Raw genomic sequence first — 17,273 nt, 5'->3', positions numbered from 1 at the left:
GAATGGATTAGCCCATTTGGGGAGTTTACAAAGTAAAGGATTACCGTTACAAAGAGAGTTAATAACAACAATAACAAGGTTTGTAATGCAGGCGCACAAACAGAGCCTAATATACTTACACATTGCAGTGCTACTATTTGGTGGTACTGCATTATTCGCCAAGCTAGTCAGCTTAAGTGCATTAGATATTACCGTTTACCGAACAGCAATTGCAGGCTGTGCCTTACTGATCTTACTTACAATTCAACACAAAGCGATTAAGCTTCACTCGCGTCGCGACTACCTTATAGCCTTGTTACTTGGTATCACTGTTGGAATACATTGGCTCACCTACTTCGCAGGTATGCAATTAGCAGGTATTGCAGTCGGTATGATTGCCTTTTTTACTTACCCTGTTATCACGGTATTTTTAGAGCCTTTATTTCATGGCAGTAAACCACAGCTCAAAGATATTTTTAGCGCCTTGGTGGTGATGCTTGGTATTTATTTACTTATTCCTGATGCCAGCTTAGGCAATGATGTCACACTCGGAATTGCTATTGGTATTTTGTCAGCGTTCTTTTTTGCTTTTCGAAATATCGTTCACAAGCGTTACTTTAGCCAATATGGCGGCCCACAAACCATGCTTTATCAAACTTGGATCGCCTGCATTATGCTATGCGCCTTTGTCGAAGTACCGCCATTACAAGTTGATACAATAAATTGGCTGCTATTAATTACCGTAGGAGTTATTTTTACAGCAGCACCGCATTCACTGTTTGCAGCAAGCCTAAAAAACTTATCAGCTTCAACCGCTGGTTTGATATCGTGTTTGCAGCCTTTATACGGTACGTTTTTCGCTTTTTTAATTTTGCATGAGCAACCTTCAATTAGCACTCTTATTGGTGGCGCACTGGTGATTAGTGCCGCTTTTTATGAAACATGGTCAGTGACTCGTAGGTATAAGCAATGATGAAAGTATTCGCTCACAGAGGTGCCAGTGGTACCTACCCAGAAAATACTCAAAGCGCCATTATCGCAGCTGTTGATTTAGCAGTAGATGGCATCGAAATTGATGTGCAAAGCTGCCTTGATGATTACATGATTATTCACGACACTTGGCTTGATCGTACAACCTCTGGTCGCGGTAAAGTAAACGCCTGCTCAAAAGAGCAAATTCAACAATACGATGCAGGCAATGGCGAGTGCGTGCCCACTTTACAACAGGCAATCGATTGGGTTGCTGATAAAACTTTACTTAATTTAGAGCTTAAACATACTTTTTCGTTAGATAAATTTGTAGAGCTTATAGAATCAAACGTTAGCGCTGGGAAAATTTCTCGGGATAACTTGCTAGTCTCTTCATTCGATCACCATCAACTGATGTGGCTAAAGCAAAAATTGCCGTGGGTAAAGATTGGTGCACTAACCGCTTCTATCCCAATTAATTACAGCGAGTTTGCGCAAAAACTCCATGCCTATAGCATTCATGTAGATAAAAACTTTATAAACCATGAGTTTGTTGCTGACGCAAAACAACGCGGCCTTCAAGTTTATGCTTACACGGTCGATAAAGTGGAAGATATCGAATTAATGCTAGAGTATGGCGTAGATGGTATTTTTACTAATTTTCCGTGTCATACACAAATGACACTGCAGTCACTGTAACTCAACAAAACTAAGCTATACTGTTGAATTATGTGACATTGAATAATAAAAAATTACGCCAAAATGAATCAACACAACACCTTAATGAGTAGCTATATGCGCATTTACAATTTTATCGAACAAACTTTCTTTTACACTCTTACACGTAAAATTGTCGGTAATTTAGGTTTTGTGTTTGCGTTTCAAGTCATTACTTTGATCTGGCTTTATAGCAGCCTTTCAGAACAACAAGCTGGCATGGGACTATTTTGGTTAATGACCTTTGTTATCATCGCGAGCTTTATTTTTACTATTTTCTACATGCGCTTTTTAATTGTGCGCCCAGTGCAAGCAATGCGCGATACACTTGAGCAAATCAACCGCCATGATGCCGATTTATCTGCCAAGTTACCGCATTTTACCTACGATGAATTTCGTGATTTAAGTGAGCAGTACAATACCTTTACAGTTCATTTAGCAAACCTATTAGCAACTACTTATCAAAGTGCACAAGCCAGTGCAGATAGTAGTTCAAAGATGACTCATTCGATGCAGCAAACCGCAGAAATGAGCCACCAGCAAATAAAATTCAGTCAAACCATTACTGATTCAAGCAACCAAATTACTTCAAGCCTAGAGAATATCTCAGCAAATACTGACAGCGTGCACCATGTTAATAGTGAACACTTAAACTTTGTTAAGCACTCAGCCACTGAGTTATCGGCATTAGTTAAAAAGGTCGCGATGATTAGCCAAATTTTGGGTAACTTCTCAGCAACAGTGTCTGGCCTTAAAGAAAACAGCGAGAACATTCGTGCCATTTTAAAAATGGTTGAAGAGTTTTCTGATCAAACCAATTTACTTGCTCTAAATGCTGCAATCGAAGCGGCACGTGCCGGTGAAGCAGGCCGAGGTTTTGCGGTGGTTGCCGATGAAGTTAGATCGCTATCGGTTAAAGTTAACGATGCAACTCGCCAGATCAGTGACTTTATTAATCAAATGAATAGCCTTGTTAGCGAAACCAATAAAGAGTCTGAGCAGTTAATTAGCCACTCGAGTGAAGCGGAAACTGCCATTAGCAACACCTCAACAGGCTTTAGCAATATGCTTGGCGAATTTGAGCAAAACCAACAACAACTACAACAGATTGTCAGCGCGGTGCATTTACTAGAGCAAACCCAAACTCAGACCCATCAAACGGTTGAGCAAATAGTTGCTTTGGGTGAGCAAGCTAAGCAGCAAATTGATGAATCACTCGCTGATTGCCAACAATCACACAAACTGAGCCAACAAACCCAAGAGCAGTTAAAACGCTTTGTGTGATCGGCTTTTAACTGCTGCTCTGAGTCAAACTATGTTAAAGTAGCCGCTTCTTGGCTACTTTTTTATTGACCGTGACAACACCCGCTATTGATTATGAACAACTCGCACTGCAAATAAAGCAATGGGGTAAAGACCTTGGCTTTGCAGAAGTCGGGATCACTGATATTGACCTTACGAAGCATGAAGCGCAGCTACAGCGCTGGTTAGATTTAGGCTATCACGGTGAGATGGAATACATGGCAGCCCATGGTATGAAGCGAGCGCGCCCAGCAGAGCTGGTACCTGGCACGCAGCGAGTCATCTCAGTAAAAATGAACTACCTGCCGCCTGATGCAAGCTTTGCTAAGAACCTCAAACAGACTGATAAAGCGTATATCAGTCGCTACGCATTGGGTCGTGATTATCACAAGTTAATTCGCAACCGCCTGAAAAAGTTAGGCCAAAAAATAGAGCAGCAAGTTGGCCAGCTCGGTTTTCGTCCCTTTGTTGACTCAGCCCCAGTGCTTGAAAGGCAACTAGCCGAAAAGGCAGGCTTGGGCTGGCGTGGAAAACATAGTTTATTAATCAATAAAGAAGCGGGCTCTTGGTTTTTCTTAGGTGAGCTGTTTGTTGATATACCGCTACCTATTGATGAAGAAAATAGCTTTGAAGGCTGTGGGAAATGCGTTGCTTGTATGACGCTGTGCCCAACCGGTGCGATTGTCGAGCCTTATGTAGTCGATGCCCGCAAATGTATCTCTTACCTTACTATTGAACTGCAAGGCGCAATTCCTGAAGAGTATCGCCCACTGTTAGGGAATCGCATTTATGGCTGTGATGACTGTCAGTTAGTATGCCCATGGAATCGCTACGGTCAGCTTACCGATGAAGCTGACTTTCACCCAAGAAAGCAGCTTAAAGATCAAGACTTACTAACTTTATTTGCATGGGATGAAGCAACCTTTCTTAAAAATACCGAAGGTAGCCCTATACGCCGCATTGGTCATCAGCGTTGGTTAAGAAACCTTGCTGTCGGCTTAGGTAACGCGGATTACAGCGAGCAAATAATTGAGGCATTAAAGCAACGCTTAACAACCGCTACATCTTTAGTCGCTGAGCATATCGAGTGGGCACTGGATAAACAAGAAAATAAGCGCCAGTTAAAGCTTCGTAAAACTGCGCGCTTAATTCGCATTGTTGAAAAAGGCCTACCCAGAGATGCTTGATGACTAGTTCAAGCTTTGCCCTATCGCGTTAATAATAGCGATAAGTCATTTTCAATCTCTTTAAAGGCCGCTTTAACCCCTTTTACAGACTCCTCTCGAGCCACTGAGTTCTGAATGGTTTCGTCGACCTTTTGATATATAAACACCTCTTGGTCTTCATCTAAGCCCATAGTTGGTATGCGTCTTTCTAAATCTTCTTGAAGCTGCTTAAAAATCGCTTCGTTATTGATACGGTTTTCATTTAAAAGCTCAATCAAGCCTGTAAATTTGCTGTGCACCTTACTTACAGCATCATTTAACTGTTGCTGCTGCTGAAGTAGCTCTTTTTTAGTGAGAATTGCTTTAAGCTGCTGCTCTGTAACACTGACTAAAAAACAGATATGGTCTCGAATTCGACCATGCTTATCGGGGTCTTGCCCAGGCATATTTAAGATAAGCAAACTAATCATTTCATAGTTTACTAAAATCCGATTTGAGAACTCATGCAATCGACCTTTGCTTTTCAGCATTTCAAACAGCTCGATCACAATCGGCGAGCACACACCCGACACAGAGAAATGTAATACTTCGTTATCTAACCTAAACTCCACATTACTTTGTAAATCAAACGCACCTAAACAGTTTAAAAAGGCTTTGCCGAGCTCTTGTTCATTATCAATCGAACCAATATGCTCGATGTAATTAACAATTTGTCCCATTTCACTGCTGTTTGCCATGGCATTAAATGCCGTTGACGTAGCATCTTCAACTTGTTGTTCTAGCGATTCTTTTTCAATTAGTACTTGATTTAAATGTTGTAACTTAAGTTTTAATTCACCATGACTAAATGGTTTAACAATGTAGTCTTCTGCACCAACAGAATAGCCTTCCATGCGCTCCTCAACCGTGCCCCTGGCTGAGACAAACATCACAATAATTTTTTGTGTATTGGGGTTTTCTTTCAGCTTACGACAGACATCGTAACCACTCATTTGTGGCATGCTCACATCGAGTAAAATCACTTGAGGGTCGAACTCTTCAACGACTTCTAAGCATTCTGGGCCGCTATTAACCATTTTCAGCTCAAAATCGAGATCTTCAAGGATCTCTTCAATAATTTCTAAATTAAATGGTTCATCATCAACCGCTAAAATACGTTTCAAGGCCATAATTATCTCTTCCCTTTTATTAATTCATCGATATAGACTGTTGTTCATTTGCCAAGTGTTGCGGCAAGTCTATTTCTAAGGGCAGCCGTACCAAAATAGTGGCGCCCCCGTACTCATTGTTACTTGCCGAAATAGTGCCTTGATGTAAGGCTACAAATTCCCGGCAAATAGCTAATCCAAGCCCAGTGCCTCCCGCACCACTGTTGGTTTTACTGCTTTGCTCAAACTTAGCAAAAATCTTTTCAAGTTCCTGTTCAGGGATCCCTATTCCGCGGTCAATAACAGCAATTTCGGCCATCTGCTCATTCACCGCTAAACAAATATCAATTTCGCTATTTGGCTCACTAAACTTCAGTGCATTACCTATCAAGTTACGCATAATTTGATTAATTTGTTCTTCGTCGCACTCAAGCACAATGCCCTGTTCAAAACCAATAGGCCGAATAGCAATACTTCTTTCTAGGGCTGTGCCCGACACATCATCAATGCTGGTTTTTATAATATTGCTTAAGTTATGCTTTTGCGGATTGAACGGGAATTTCCCGACATCGAGCTTTGAGAGATCGAGTAAGTTATTCAGCAGCGATAATAATCGCTCACCACTTTGCTCAATTCTAGATAGATACTTGTTTAACTTGTCTTTACTTAAATCGTCATTAGCAACCTTATCAAGCCCAAAGCGAGCAAAGCTTAAAATAGAATGCATAGGTGTTCTAAGTTCATGAGACATGTTCGCTAAAAACTCAGATTTACTGTGATTTGCCGCTTCTGCCACATTTTTAGCATGCTCTAACTGAGCTGTGCGGGCTTTGACCTCTTCTTCAAGCAAATCTTTAGCTTCAACGAGTAAATCTTCTTTCTCTTTAAGATGCGTAACATTTTTAAAGATCACCGCTAGCGCAATTTCGCCGTGGTGGTCGATTTCGTTAAACGAGCCAACTAAAGGCACCTCACTGCCGTTTTTCTTGAGTAGTCGTAAGTCACAACTAAATTGTCGGTTTTTACTTAAAGTCGCAATCTTATCTTTGATGCGCTCAGTTGAAGCAACATCAAAAAATTCAAAAACAGAGCAATTCTCAAATTCTTTCAGCGGTTTTTCAAAAAGCTGCTCGCAGGCGTCGTTAGTTTCTATAACCTTACCACCACGCTCAAATAGAATAATGGCATCGGGTGTATGCTTAAAAATTACGCGTAGTAAGCTGTCTTTTTCTATGAGTGCATCGACTGTATTTTGCAAACGCTCGACTAATTCAGTGTTATGACGCCTTAATAGTTCTGTTTGCCACAGTTTATGTACTGATTGCAGCAGGCTATTATCATCAACCGGCTTGATGAGCACATCTTCTACCCCTTGACGAATAGCTGCCACCATCGAGACTTGATCAGGTTTAGAAGTATAAAGTAAACAGCGGCTATTAGGCTGACATGTTTTGAGCTTATTAAAGAGCTCAAGTCCAGTGCCATCAGTAAAAGTAAAATCACTTATGAGTAAATCAATGTTCTGCTCTTTAATAACATCCATAGCAGATGCAGTATTATCAGCTGTGAAGGTTTTAATATGTGCCCCTTTTAGGTTTAGGGCTATTTGCGCCAAACGTTCTGCGCAGTGATCAACGAGTAACACGGTAGGAAGTTGAAGAATATTATCGCTGTCGAGCTCAAGTACCCCTTCTAATAAAGAGCTAATTTCTTTATTAGCAAAGAAGGGGTAAATCACCACAGCATTAGGTAATAGGCGATTTACTTCACTAAAATGCTCTAGTAAATCACTACGCTGCGCTTTAGGCGCTAGCAGCAAGAAGTGCTCTTGTGCGAACACTCCCATTAGCGTTTTAATAACAGTGGTTGGTACACCATGAGAAGCTGCAACAAGATCAAAGTCTTGCTCTAAAACAGCATCATCAACCATTGCAAAATGTAATAGCTCAACTCGACAGCCAATCAGCTCTAGTAGCACCTTGACCCGCATTGCTAAAACACTATTGCTATCAACAATCAATATTCTTCGCACAGTAGACTAGACTCGCTTAATAATAAATACCTATTTTAGCGTAGCCTAAAATCGCAATGGGTCACAATTTGTACCGCATTTTTTATTAGCTTTTTAGCTAATTAACTGTCTAAACGCTTACCTAAAATAGTAAGGCTATAGGCTTTATCATCCATGATCGCAATCTCGGGAAGCTCTCCCCAGACCTTGTAATCAAAGCGATTAAACAGTTTTATACTTGGTAGGTTATGACTAAAGATAAAAGCTAATAACACCTTGATATCAAGTGTTTTTGCATGCTGTTCTGAAAATGTAAGCAATTGTTTACCTAGCCCTTTCCCTTGAGCTTGCTGGGTGATGTAAATGCTAATTTCAACGGTACCATCGTAGGCTGGGCGACCATAAAACGACTTATAACTCAGCCAAGCAAGCACTTTACCTTTTTGCTCAAAAACAAAAATAGGTCTTTTTTCTGTATGGCTATCAAACCAAGCTTGTTTGTCTGCAACCGACACCTCTTCAGTATCTGCGGTTACCATACGGCCAGGGATGGTCTCGTTATAAATAGCGACTATGTCAGTTAAATCGTTTTGTATTGCTTTGCGAATCGTCATAAATAGCTGAAATTAAATGATCACTTTGCTGCATATTAGCGTATATTCATCACAAATAACTAGCGGGAAATAACTATGTATAAATATGCTTTGTTACTTGCAGCAGGTCTAATAACAACCAACCTTGCAGCACAAACTACTGAGGCTACGCCAACTGCTAAAGCAAGCAGCCAATGTGATGACTTTACCAATGTTACAATGAGAAAGTTACGTTCAAAAGAGTCAATTAACTTCTGCGAATTCAAAGACAAACCACTCCTAATAGTCAATACCGCTAGTAATTGTGGTTTTACCGGCCAGTTTGAAGGCTTAGAGGCTATTCATAAAGAATATAAAGACCAAGGCTTAGTAGTACTAGGATTTCCATCAGATGACTTTTTCCAAGAAGAAGACGATGAAAAAGACACTGCAAAAGTATGTTTCATTAATTATGGCGTAACCTTTAATATGCTTGCTACCAGTGCCGTTCGCGGTAGCGATGCAAACCCGATATTCAAACACCTAAACGAAGCAACCAGCTCACCTAACTGGAACTTTTACAAATATTTAGTGTCTGCTGACCGTAAGACAGTACAGCGCTTTAATAGTAAAACTAAGCCACAATCGCAAACTTTACGCGATGCAATTGAAGCTGAGCTGACTGCAAAATAAATTTAATTTTTCGTTCGGTAAATATTGAACTAAACTAGTAATTTAATACTAAAACACACATTAGGAGATGTTATGGCAGTAGCCAGTGCAAGACACATTCTCGTAGACAGTGAAGCTCACTGTTTAGATTTAAAACAGCAAATTGAGCAAGGAGCTGACTTTGCAGAGCTTGCTCGTGCTCACTCTAACTGCCCATCTGGTCAAGATGGCGGTGCATTAGGTGAGTTTGGCCCTGGCATGATGGTTCCAGAGTTCGACAAAGTCGTATTCTCTGCACCAATTAACCAAGTTCAAGGCCCAGTGCAAACCCAGTTTGGTTATCATCTTCTAGAAGTAACAAGCCGTACTGACTAATTAACAAATTGATTTCAAAAAGCCGCTTCACAGCGGCTTTTTTTTGCAAAGGACACCATCATGCAATTACTAGGCTCTACTACCTCACCTTTTGTGCGCCGTATTCGGATTTGGGCGACACTTAATAACCTACCTATTGATTTTGTTAATTTGGATATTTTCTCTGAGCAAGACAGACAAACCATGATTGCTCATAACCCTGCCAGAAAAATTCCTGTATTAATCGACCATGATTTTACCTTATGTGATTCCAACTCAATTATCCGCTACTTGCTCGAGAAAGCTGATCAGCCGTTACTTAGCTGGCAGCAAGAGAACTACTTAACCATTATCAATGCCTGCAATGATTCACTGGTAGAAATTTTACTTAGTCAGCGTTCAGGGTTTGATACCAACAGCGACAAACTATTTTTTAATTTACAGAATGAGCGAATTGTTGAAACATTAGCCTATTTAAATACTCATTTATCGGAGCCAGTATTTAAAAGCTGTGAATACCTCAACATCAGTTTATACTGCTTGCTAGATTGGATCCGCTTCCGCGAATTAACTGATTTTAGCCAACTAGAAAACTTAGTTGATTTTTATCATAAATTCGCCGATAAAGCGGCGGTACAACAAACAGATCCACGAATATAAAGATAAGGGTTACGCAAATGAGCGATATCGAAATTGAATCAGAATTAGTTAGCTTTGTAGAAAAAGTTCGTTTGAACGAATCTATGTGGGCACTGGGTGCCGAAGATGGTGGTTTTGTTGTCTGTGAATCAAACCAATTTAGCGACACTGATGTGTTATTACTTTGGGGTACTGAAGACGCTGCAAAAGCGCAATGTAAAGATGAGTGGCAAGACTATACCCCTGTTGAAATTGGCCTAGACGAATTTCTTGATGAGTGGGTTGAAGACCTTAACGAAGATGATGCGCTTGTTGGTTTAAACTGGAACGATGATCAAGTATGCGTTGAAATCGAACCGGTTGGTTTAGCTAAAGCTCTTTGCGATTAATCGCAATCCTTAAGCTTATAACGACACGGCCGTATTTATGGCAGTGTCGTTTAGCTGGAAACTTGATACTTATATTGATTTTAACAATAGAACCACTATTACTTGCAATCAATGCCTTGCCTAAATCGCTTTAACTGAAGCTCGCATCTTGAGGTGGTTTGGGTATATCAGTTATACTCTTCGACACATCTTTATTATCAAGGTATTAGGTTGAAGTCCCATCTTGGTCGTAGGCCCTTTTCGGCCATGGAATTACATACCCTGTATAATGGTTACATTTATGGTGATCAGCGTTTAGCACGTGAACAAGCTAAGCATTGGCACTTTTGGCTGCCTTTATTTGCCTATTACACCGGTGCCTACAGCGATGAAATTGGCCATTTAACCCTTGATAATATTGTCACCCTTGATGGAATTCGCTGCTTTGATTTTCATACACATGGCAAGATAAAACCCCGCTATGTCCCTATCCACAATGCATTACTCGATGCAGGACTTGACCAATACTTAGGCTATTTAAATGAGCAAAATCAGCAACGACTGATGTTTGATTTACCTGCTAAATCAGGTCGCTATAGCGAAAAAGTACGTATTTGGTTTTCGGGTGAAGGTGAACGCGCTGGTTATTTACAAAAGTGCGCTATTCCTACAGTTGATCAGCAAGGTATGAAAACCGCGATAAGCAGTTTACGGCTCAACTTTGAACAACAAGTGCGAATTCATGCACTGCAAGCCAACTGCAAAGACGCCTTTAACTACTTGCTTGGTTTTAAAGATTTCAACGAGCAGCGCTTTACTGATATGCAGTTATTAAATACCGTGCTGCAAAACATACGACAAATAAACCCGCAACTGCATTGGCAGCGTTTCATTGAACGCCATAATTAACTGACAAACTTTGTTACTAACTATTTATTACTGTTCAAATTAAAACCTGATAGCATGGTGATTCGCCCCTCATAGCAGGTGCCTTTCTAACAACAAAAAATCAGGGATACTTATGTTCTTAAAAAGCCTATTAACGGTGAGTGTTGCACTTGCTGTTAGCTCTGCCCATGCCAATGAATATGTTATCGAAAAGCTTGCCAAGCCTAGCTCACAACAAGTAGAACTTACGCTTGATCCTGCCAAAGACAATTTTTCTGGTCATACCGAAATTGCTTTAGAGGTTCTAAAAGCAACGAATTATATCGAATTAAACGGTATTGATTATGCAGTTAGCATGGCGAAAATTTTAGGTGCAGAAAACTGTGACCTAAGTGCTGAAATGCTAAAAACAGGCAAAGTCAAATTCGCTTGCGAAGAAAAAATCCAACCAGGAAAATACACTTTAAAAGTTGATTTTACCGCACCTTATAATCGTCAAAGTGTTGGTTTATATAAAACTTTAGATCAAGGTACACCTTATCTTTTCACGCAATTTGAAATGAGCGATGCGCGTCGTGCATTCCCGGTTTTTGACGAGCCAAGTTATAAAATACCTTTTCAGCTAACTATCACAGCGCCAACATCACAAAAAGTGTATGCCAATACACCGGTTTTAAAAACCAAAGTAGACGGCGATATGACAACGCACTTTTTCGACAAAACGCCACCTATTCCTTCGTACTTAGTCGCTATGGCTGTGGGTCCGTTTGAAGAGCTTGAAATTAAAGGCATGCCAATCCCTGGCCGTGTACTGACTCCGCAAGGTAAAATTCACCTTGCTGATTACGCAAAAGAAAATATGCCGCGTGTGTTAAAAGCGCTAGAAGATTATTTTGGCATTCCTTACGTATACAAAAAGCTAGACTCAGTGGCAGTACCAGAGTTCCCATTTGGCGCAATGGAAAACGCAGGCCTAGTGACTTACCGTGAAGACATTTTACTAGTAGACCTAGCAACAGCAACGCGCAGCAAAAAAGAGCGCAATGTATCAATCATAGCCCATGAGTTAGCTCACCAGTGGTACGGTAACCTAGTGACTATGAAGTGGTGGAATGATTTATGGTTAAACGAAGCATTCGCAAGTTGGATGGCAGCGAAAATCACTGCACAAATCAACCCAGAATTTGAGTCGCACTTAGACTTACCACAAAACCATGTGATGGCACTGGATGCGCGTCTAAGTACTAAACCTATTCGTAAGCCAATCAAAACTGAAGCTGATATCATGGATGGCCTTGGCCTTGCCTACAGTAAAGGGAGTGCGGTTTTATCTATGGTTGAAAACTGGATTGGCGAAGAGGCATTCCAGCAAGGTATTCGTGCTTACTTGAAGAAATTCTCGTATAAAAATGCAGAAGCTGCTGATCTATGGCAAGCACTAGGCGAAGCGTCTAATAAAGATGTAGCAAGTGTTCTTAAATCATTTATCGAACAATCATCTTTCCCACTTATCAAAGTAACGCAAGACGGTAAGAAAATTAATATCAGCCAAAGTCGCTTTGTAAATGCTGGCGTTGATGCGCCTGCACAACTGTGGAATGTTCCGGTTGCAATCAAGTATGGTGCAGGCGACAAAGTTAAAACCGCAAGTGTACTACTGAATAAAGAAACACAGCAACTAACTCTCGACTTTGAACCTGAGTGGATCTACCCAGATCAAGGTGCCATGGGTTATTACCGCTGGGTATTAGATGATGCTCAGTTTAATGCCCTACTAGAGAACGCAGCTGACAAGCTAACGGTGCGTGAACGCTTAGCGCTACTTTCTGCGGTTGATTCATTACTTGATGCAGGCGTTATATCTGCGGCTCACTTAATGCAAACTTTAGAAGCCTTTGTGAGTGATGCTCACCCATTAGTAGCAAACACAGCATTAGGTTACCTTGCTTCTCAAAAACGCGTATTCGAAGACGACAGCAACCGTGACTTATGGCCTAAGTTTATCCGTAACAGCATTGCACCAGCTGCTAAACAATATGGTTTAACAGCAAAAGCAGGTGAAGATGCCGCGGTATCGCAATTGCGAGCGCAAGTTATTGCCCGTTTAGGTTTTGATGGTCAAGATCAAAAAGTCATTGATACTGCAAAAGCACAAGCGGCACTGTACTTAAACAACCCTGAAAATGTTGACCCATATTTAGCCTCAACTTACTTAAACCTTGCGGCTTACCATGGCGATGCAAAGTTACTTGAAAAGTACAAACAAACCTTTAAAACCACCAAAGATCCACAAGTGCGTACTAAGATGCTGGCAGCGATGGGTTACTTTGGTAAACCTGAGTTACAAAAAGCGGTTCTAGAATACAGCTTAACAGATAACGTAACAGCCTCTGATATGCGTACGTTATTAGGTGGGTTAGGCTATGGTAAAGAGCGTGAAGCACTGTTTATTGAGTGGATTTACAACAATTACGATGCCATCACTAAGAACTTACCACCGTTCTTTGTACCAAATTTACCGTTCTTCACGACGGCAAGCTGTGATGCGAAAAGCTTAGAGAAAACCAAAACCTTCTTCAACGATAAAATCACTGAAGTACCAGGTTATGCACGTTCTCTTAGTAAGCTTGAAGAAAGCATTAATGATTGTATTGCACTGAAAAACCGTGAGTTAAACTCGGTGAATAGCTTCCTTAAGCGCTAATTAAAGCAAATGCAAAAAGGGCCACAATGTGGCCCTTTTTTATTGCGCTAAAATAGCAGTTAACTTAGTTATAAATTGCTCAGCAGCGTCAGGTGAGGTGACTTTAAATGCAATACCATAATGAATGGGCTGTGCACTTTTATGAATGCGAGTTGGAAAGCGGGTCATTTCACTACTGTGAAAGTAGTCTTTGATACGCGTAATGCCCTCTATTGACTCGAAATCAGCACTGAATACTTCAAATATAGGTCTAATAACAATTTTTGCTTGGCCACTTTGCTCATGAACATAAAATGCCTCTTTTGAGCTAGCTGGCATAAATTCGTTAATATTTTTAATCTTAAAATTACTGCGGCAGCCCGCTTTAACCAGCTGTACACTCATTTGCTCGGCAGAAAAAGACAAAGGCGTTCCTTACATATAACGTGGATAGTTTAGCCACAGTACAGCAATCAAGCAAAAACCGTTACTCATTTATTACATACAAATGCCAGTTTGCTCTGTTTGTAATTTAAACGCGAGATTGAGCCTTCACAAAAGCGTCTTAAATCAAGCCACTGTGATACCACTTCAGGCTCTGTCAAACTGCGCTTATGAACTCGGTTATTAACCGCATAGGCTACAGTGTCTTTGTCAATTAAAGCAAAGTCTTGCACCGACTCCGGTAATCTAAATAAATCACTAACTTCCTCAGTTTGCGGCGCAAAGCGTGCAACCCAATGTTGGTTGTTTTTGTTATAACTAAACAAGTAACTGTTTGTGTGTTTATCAAAAATTAAAGTTCGGCCAATATCACCGGCAATGACACGCGGTTTAGCAGCTGCAACACGAGTGTATTGCAACGTATGCGGCTCACCTAAGATAAACATGATCAGGTCTTCATCAGCGCCCCAAGCGTGGTAGCCAACCGGCTCAATCCATTCAAAAACTCGGCTAGCAACAGATTCTTCTGCTAATGGATACTGCCATAACTTTTGCTTGCCATCTGCTTCGACCACGATTGCCGACAAGGCTTGCTGATTTGGCATCAGCGTAGGCGAGTATTCACTGACAGGCGTGTTGGTGATATTCTCGCTGCTCTTAGATGTAAAGTCATAAAACGCAATATCGGTTTGTGACTGGCCATTTTCGTCAACAACCTCATGGGTATAGTAAAGCCCTGCATCAACTAAAAATGGTTGATTATTATAAGCTTTATCATCTGTTACTCGCGACACCTGCATACCATATGGGGTGTCTAACTCGGCAAGTAATATTTCGCTTTTAGGCATCGCTGCATGTAAGTGACTGGTAAAAAATGTCCCTGCTGCGACGAAAAGTAAAGACGAAATCGATTTCATGTTGTTCTCTCGTTTTAATTTTTATCAGCCCATGATAGCGTTAATTAATCCGCCAGTCACTTGACCTTACCATGCTCGACCTTTATAACTAGGACGTGTTCGTTTTTTATCAGTTTCTACTGATTGATTTTATGCACGATAATACCAATCGAGCTAAGTAACTGACCATTTAACACGCTAGAATGGTTAACAATTTAAGCCGACTGGTATCAACAATAACGAGAATAATTATGTCAGCTAAACACCCAATCATCGCTATTACCGGTTCATCTGGGGCGGGGACTACCACAACCACCAATGCAATTAAGCACATTTTTAGAAGCTTAAGCATTGATGCAGCCTTCATCGAAGGCGATAGCTTTCATCGTTATACACGTCCAGAAATGGATAAAAAAGTCCGTGAAGCACAACAAGAAGGCAAGCATATTAGCTACTTTGGCCGAGAAGCTAATGATTTTGGCGCCCTTGAGGAGCTTTTTTATCAATATGGTGAAACCGGGCAAGGTAAAATCAGACGCTACTTACATACTTTCGACGAAGCGGTCCCTTATAACCAATTACCGGGCACCTTTACCCCTTGGCAAGACTTAGAATCAAATACAGATATCTTATTCTATGAAGGTCTACATGGTGGTGCTGTCGATGAGAATCATGATGTTGCTAAGCATGTCGATTTATTGATTGGCATGGTGCCTATTATTAACCTTGAGTGGATCCAAAAGCTTATTCGCGACACCTCTGAACGAGGCCACTCTCGTGAAGCGGTAATGGGCTCTATTGTGCGCTCGATGGACGATTACATAAATCATATTACTCCGCAATTTTCGCGTACTCATATTAACTTCCAGCGAGTGCCAACGGTTGATACCTCAAACCCATTCAGCGCAAAAGATATTCCTTCTTTAGACGAAAGCTTTGTTGTTATTCGCTTTCGTGGCATAGATGACGTAGATTTTCCGTACTATTTGAGCATGATTGAAGGCAGCTTTATGTCTCGTATCAATACGCTTGTGGTGCCTGGAGGCAAAATGGGCTTAGCAATGGAGCTTGTGCTAACGCCGTTGATCAAAGATATTATTTTGAAAAAACGCGCCCTTGAAAATTTAGCCCCGGTTGACTTGCCGATTTAACTCACTCGGGTACACTGCTGACTCTGGTGAAAACAATGGAGTCGTCGGCTTGAAACAAACTTTACGTGTTATTGTTGGTTCAAAGAACCCCGTTAAAATTAACGCGGCTAAACATGTCTTTAGTCTTTATTTCCCAAATCATACCATTGAATGCAAAGGTGAAGATGCACCTTCTGGTGTGCCTGATCAGCCGCTAGGCGAAGATGAAACCCGTATCGGCGCTGAAAATCGTGTTAAGTATTGTCAAGATCACTTTGACGCCGACTTTTATGCAGCAATGGAAGGCGGCGCAGAACAATTTAGTTATGGCGCTGCAACCTTTGCCTTTGTAGTGATTGCAAACAAGCAGCAATTTAGCGTTGGTCGCAGTAGCAACCTACCGTTACCGCAACCTTTTTACGATGCCTTGCTAGCTGGTAAAGAACTAGGTGATGTCATGGATGAGGCATTCAATACCGTTAATATCAAACAACAAGGTGGTGCTATTGGCTTATTAACCAATCACCTTGCCACGCGCGAAAGTACTTATGTACAAGCGCTGACATTGGCCATGGCGCCATTTTCACACCCTACCCTATTTAATCAGTAATTAGGATAACCATGAAGTATAGCCACGTATTATTCGATGCAGATGAAACGCTATTTAGTTTTAATGCATTCGAAGGTTTAAAAGTGATGTTTGCACATTACGGCGTAGAATTTACTGAGTCAGATTATCATCATTACCAAGCAACCAATAAGCCGCTTTGGGTTGCTTATCAAAAGCATGAAATTACCGCCAGCGAGCTACAGATAACTCGCTTTACAGAATGGGCTAATAGACTCGATGTGCCAGCAAAAGAACTTAACGATGGCTTCTTGGATGCTATGGCCTCTATTTGTGTGCCATTACCTGGTGCAGTTGACTTGCTTACAAAGTTAAAACCACACGCCAAGCTAGGCATTATTACCAATGGGTTTGCTAAGTTACAACAAAAACGCCTAGAGCACACCGGTTTACAGGATATGTTCGATTGGCTGGTTATTTCAGAGTTAGTCGGTAAAGCAAAACCTGCCCCAGAGATTTTCCAACATACATTTCAATTAATGGGGAATCCGCCAAAAGAGCAGATTTTAATGGTAGGCGATACAGCTGCCAGTGATATTTTAGGTGGTCACAATGTAGGTATCGACACGTGTTGGTTACAACACCCTGGGGTTGAGTTACCAGAGGACATTAAACCAACTTATCAGATCAATCAGTTGGTTGAGCTTGAAGCTATTCTAGGGTTATAAATCTTGATAATAGTTTGACAAAAAAATGACGCTTAAAGC

The 17,273-nt window shown here is 41.0% G+C and carries 18 protein-coding genes; 13 read left to right on the top strand and 5 right to left on the bottom strand.

The window, feature by feature from the left end:
* The first annotated feature begins 85 nt into the window (after positions 1–85).
* From AN213_RS17085 to queG, 4 genes are all read left to right on the top strand, one after another.
* Complete coding sequence (locus tag AN213_RS17085; RefSeq protein WP_054561031.1) at positions 86–952, top strand: DMT family transporter; 867 nt, start codon at positions 86–88, stop codon at positions 950–952.
* Complete coding sequence (locus AN213_RS17080; protein ID WP_054561032.1) at positions 949–1,647, top strand: glycerophosphodiester phosphodiesterase family protein; 699 nt, start codon at positions 949–951, stop codon at positions 1,645–1,647. The genes AN213_RS17085 and AN213_RS17080 overlap by 4 nt, the downstream gene beginning before the upstream one ends.
* Before the next feature lie 84 nt (positions 1,648–1,731).
* Positions 1,732–2,949, top strand: coding sequence for a methyl-accepting chemotaxis protein (locus AN213_RS17075; RefSeq protein ID WP_055199215.1), 1,218 nt, complete (start codon positions 1,732–1,734; stop codon positions 2,947–2,949).
* A 71-nt stretch (positions 2,950–3,020) separates the two neighbouring features.
* Positions 3,021–4,154: a tRNA epoxyqueuosine(34) reductase QueG gene (gene queG / locus AN213_RS17070; RefSeq protein ID WP_055020801.1), complete on the top strand. Its 1,134-nt coding sequence runs from the start codon at positions 3,021–3,023 to the stop codon at positions 4,152–4,154.
* Positions 4,155–4,174: 20 nt separating this feature from the next.
* Here the strand turns inward: queG and AN213_RS17065 are convergent, their stop codons facing one another.
* The 3 genes from AN213_RS17065 to AN213_RS17055 form a co-directional block, all read right to left on the bottom strand.
* Positions 4,175–5,302, bottom strand: coding sequence for a PleD family two-component system response regulator (locus AN213_RS17065; RefSeq protein WP_055020771.1), 1,128 nt, complete (start codon positions 5,300–5,302; stop codon positions 4,175–4,177).
* A gap of 19 nt (positions 5,303–5,321) precedes the next feature.
* The gene (locus AN213_RS17060) at positions 5,322–7,271 is read right to left on the bottom strand and encodes an ATP-binding protein (RefSeq protein WP_055020802.1); all 1,950 of its coding nucleotides are present in this window, start codon (positions 7,269–7,271) and stop codon (positions 5,322–5,324) included.
* Between the two features lie 143 nt (positions 7,272–7,414).
* Positions 7,415–7,906: a GNAT family N-acetyltransferase gene (locus tag AN213_RS17055; protein WP_055199214.1), complete on the bottom strand. Its 492-nt coding sequence runs from the start codon at positions 7,904–7,906 to the stop codon at positions 7,415–7,417.
* Between the two features lie 75 nt (positions 7,907–7,981).
* Between AN213_RS17055 and AN213_RS17050 the strand changes: the two genes are divergently transcribed.
* From AN213_RS17050 to AN213_RS17025, 6 genes are all read left to right on the top strand, one after another.
* Positions 7,982–8,557 carry a glutathione peroxidase gene (locus AN213_RS17050; protein ID WP_054561036.1) on the top strand — a complete coding sequence of 192 codons (576 nt, stop codon included), beginning with the start codon at positions 7,982–7,984 and terminating at the stop codon, positions 8,555–8,557.
* A 72-nt stretch (positions 8,558–8,629) separates the two neighbouring features.
* On the top strand, positions 8,630–8,911 hold the full coding sequence (locus tag AN213_RS17045; RefSeq protein ID WP_054552716.1) for a peptidylprolyl isomerase: 282 nt from the start codon (positions 8,630–8,632) through the stop codon (positions 8,909–8,911).
* A 60-nt stretch (positions 8,912–8,971) separates the two neighbouring features.
* The gene (locus AN213_RS17040) at positions 8,972–9,550 is read left to right on the top strand and encodes a glutathione S-transferase family protein (RefSeq protein WP_054561037.1); all 579 of its coding nucleotides are present in this window, start codon (positions 8,972–8,974) and stop codon (positions 9,548–9,550) included.
* A 17-nt stretch (positions 9,551–9,567) separates the two neighbouring features.
* Entirely contained in the window at positions 9,568–9,918 is a 351-nt protein-coding gene (locus tag AN213_RS17035; RefSeq protein WP_054552718.1) for a DUF2750 domain-containing protein, read from the top strand.
* A 210-nt stretch (positions 9,919–10,128) separates the two neighbouring features.
* On the top strand, positions 10,129–10,806 hold the full coding sequence (locus AN213_RS17030; protein ID WP_054561038.1) for a hypothetical protein: 678 nt from the start codon (positions 10,129–10,131) through the stop codon (positions 10,804–10,806).
* Between the two features lie 112 nt (positions 10,807–10,918).
* Positions 10,919–13,489: a M1 family metallopeptidase gene (locus AN213_RS17025; RefSeq protein WP_055199213.1), complete on the top strand. Its 2,571-nt coding sequence runs from the start codon at positions 10,919–10,921 to the stop codon at positions 13,487–13,489.
* A gap of 39 nt (positions 13,490–13,528) precedes the next feature.
* On the opposite strand, the gene AN213_RS17020 is transcribed toward AN213_RS17025, so the two are convergent.
* Both AN213_RS17020 and AN213_RS17015 read right to left on the bottom strand, forming a co-directional pair.
* Entirely contained in the window at positions 13,529–13,873 is a 345-nt protein-coding gene (locus AN213_RS17020) for a hypothetical protein (protein WP_408002941.1), read from the bottom strand.
* Positions 13,874–13,959: 86 nt separating this feature from the next.
* Positions 13,960–14,829 carry a hypothetical protein gene (locus AN213_RS17015; RefSeq protein ID WP_055199211.1) on the bottom strand — a complete coding sequence of 290 codons (870 nt, stop codon included), beginning with the start codon at positions 14,827–14,829 and terminating at the stop codon, positions 13,960–13,962.
* 230 nt (positions 14,830–15,059) lie between these two features.
* Between AN213_RS17015 and AN213_RS17010 the strand changes: the two genes are divergently transcribed.
* The 3 genes from AN213_RS17010 to yjjG are packed head-to-tail and all read left to right on the top strand — an operon-like array spanning position 15,060 to position 17,234.
* Positions 15,060–15,959, top strand: coding sequence for a phosphoribulokinase (locus AN213_RS17010; protein ID WP_054561042.1), 900 nt, complete (start codon positions 15,060–15,062; stop codon positions 15,957–15,959).
* A gap of 49 nt (positions 15,960–16,008) precedes the next feature.
* Positions 16,009–16,548 (top strand): inosine/xanthosine triphosphatase, encoded by a 540-nt coding sequence (yjjX, locus tag AN213_RS17005; RefSeq protein ID WP_054561043.1) that lies wholly within the window; start codon positions 16,009–16,011, stop codon positions 16,546–16,548.
* Positions 16,549–16,559: 11 nt separating this feature from the next.
* The gene (gene yjjG, locus AN213_RS17000; RefSeq protein WP_054561044.1) at positions 16,560–17,234 is read left to right on the top strand and encodes a pyrimidine 5'-nucleotidase; all 675 of its coding nucleotides are present in this window, start codon (positions 16,560–16,562) and stop codon (positions 17,232–17,234) included.
* Positions 17,235–17,273: the final 39 nt, after the last annotated feature.

It is taken from the genome of Pseudoalteromonas sp. P1-8 (assembly GCF_001399985.1).
Lineage (GTDB): Bacteria > Pseudomonadota > Gammaproteobacteria > Enterobacterales > Alteromonadaceae > Pseudoalteromonas.
Note: the sequence above shows the minus strand (reverse complement) of the source record. Positions and strands in the feature narration are given on the sequence as shown.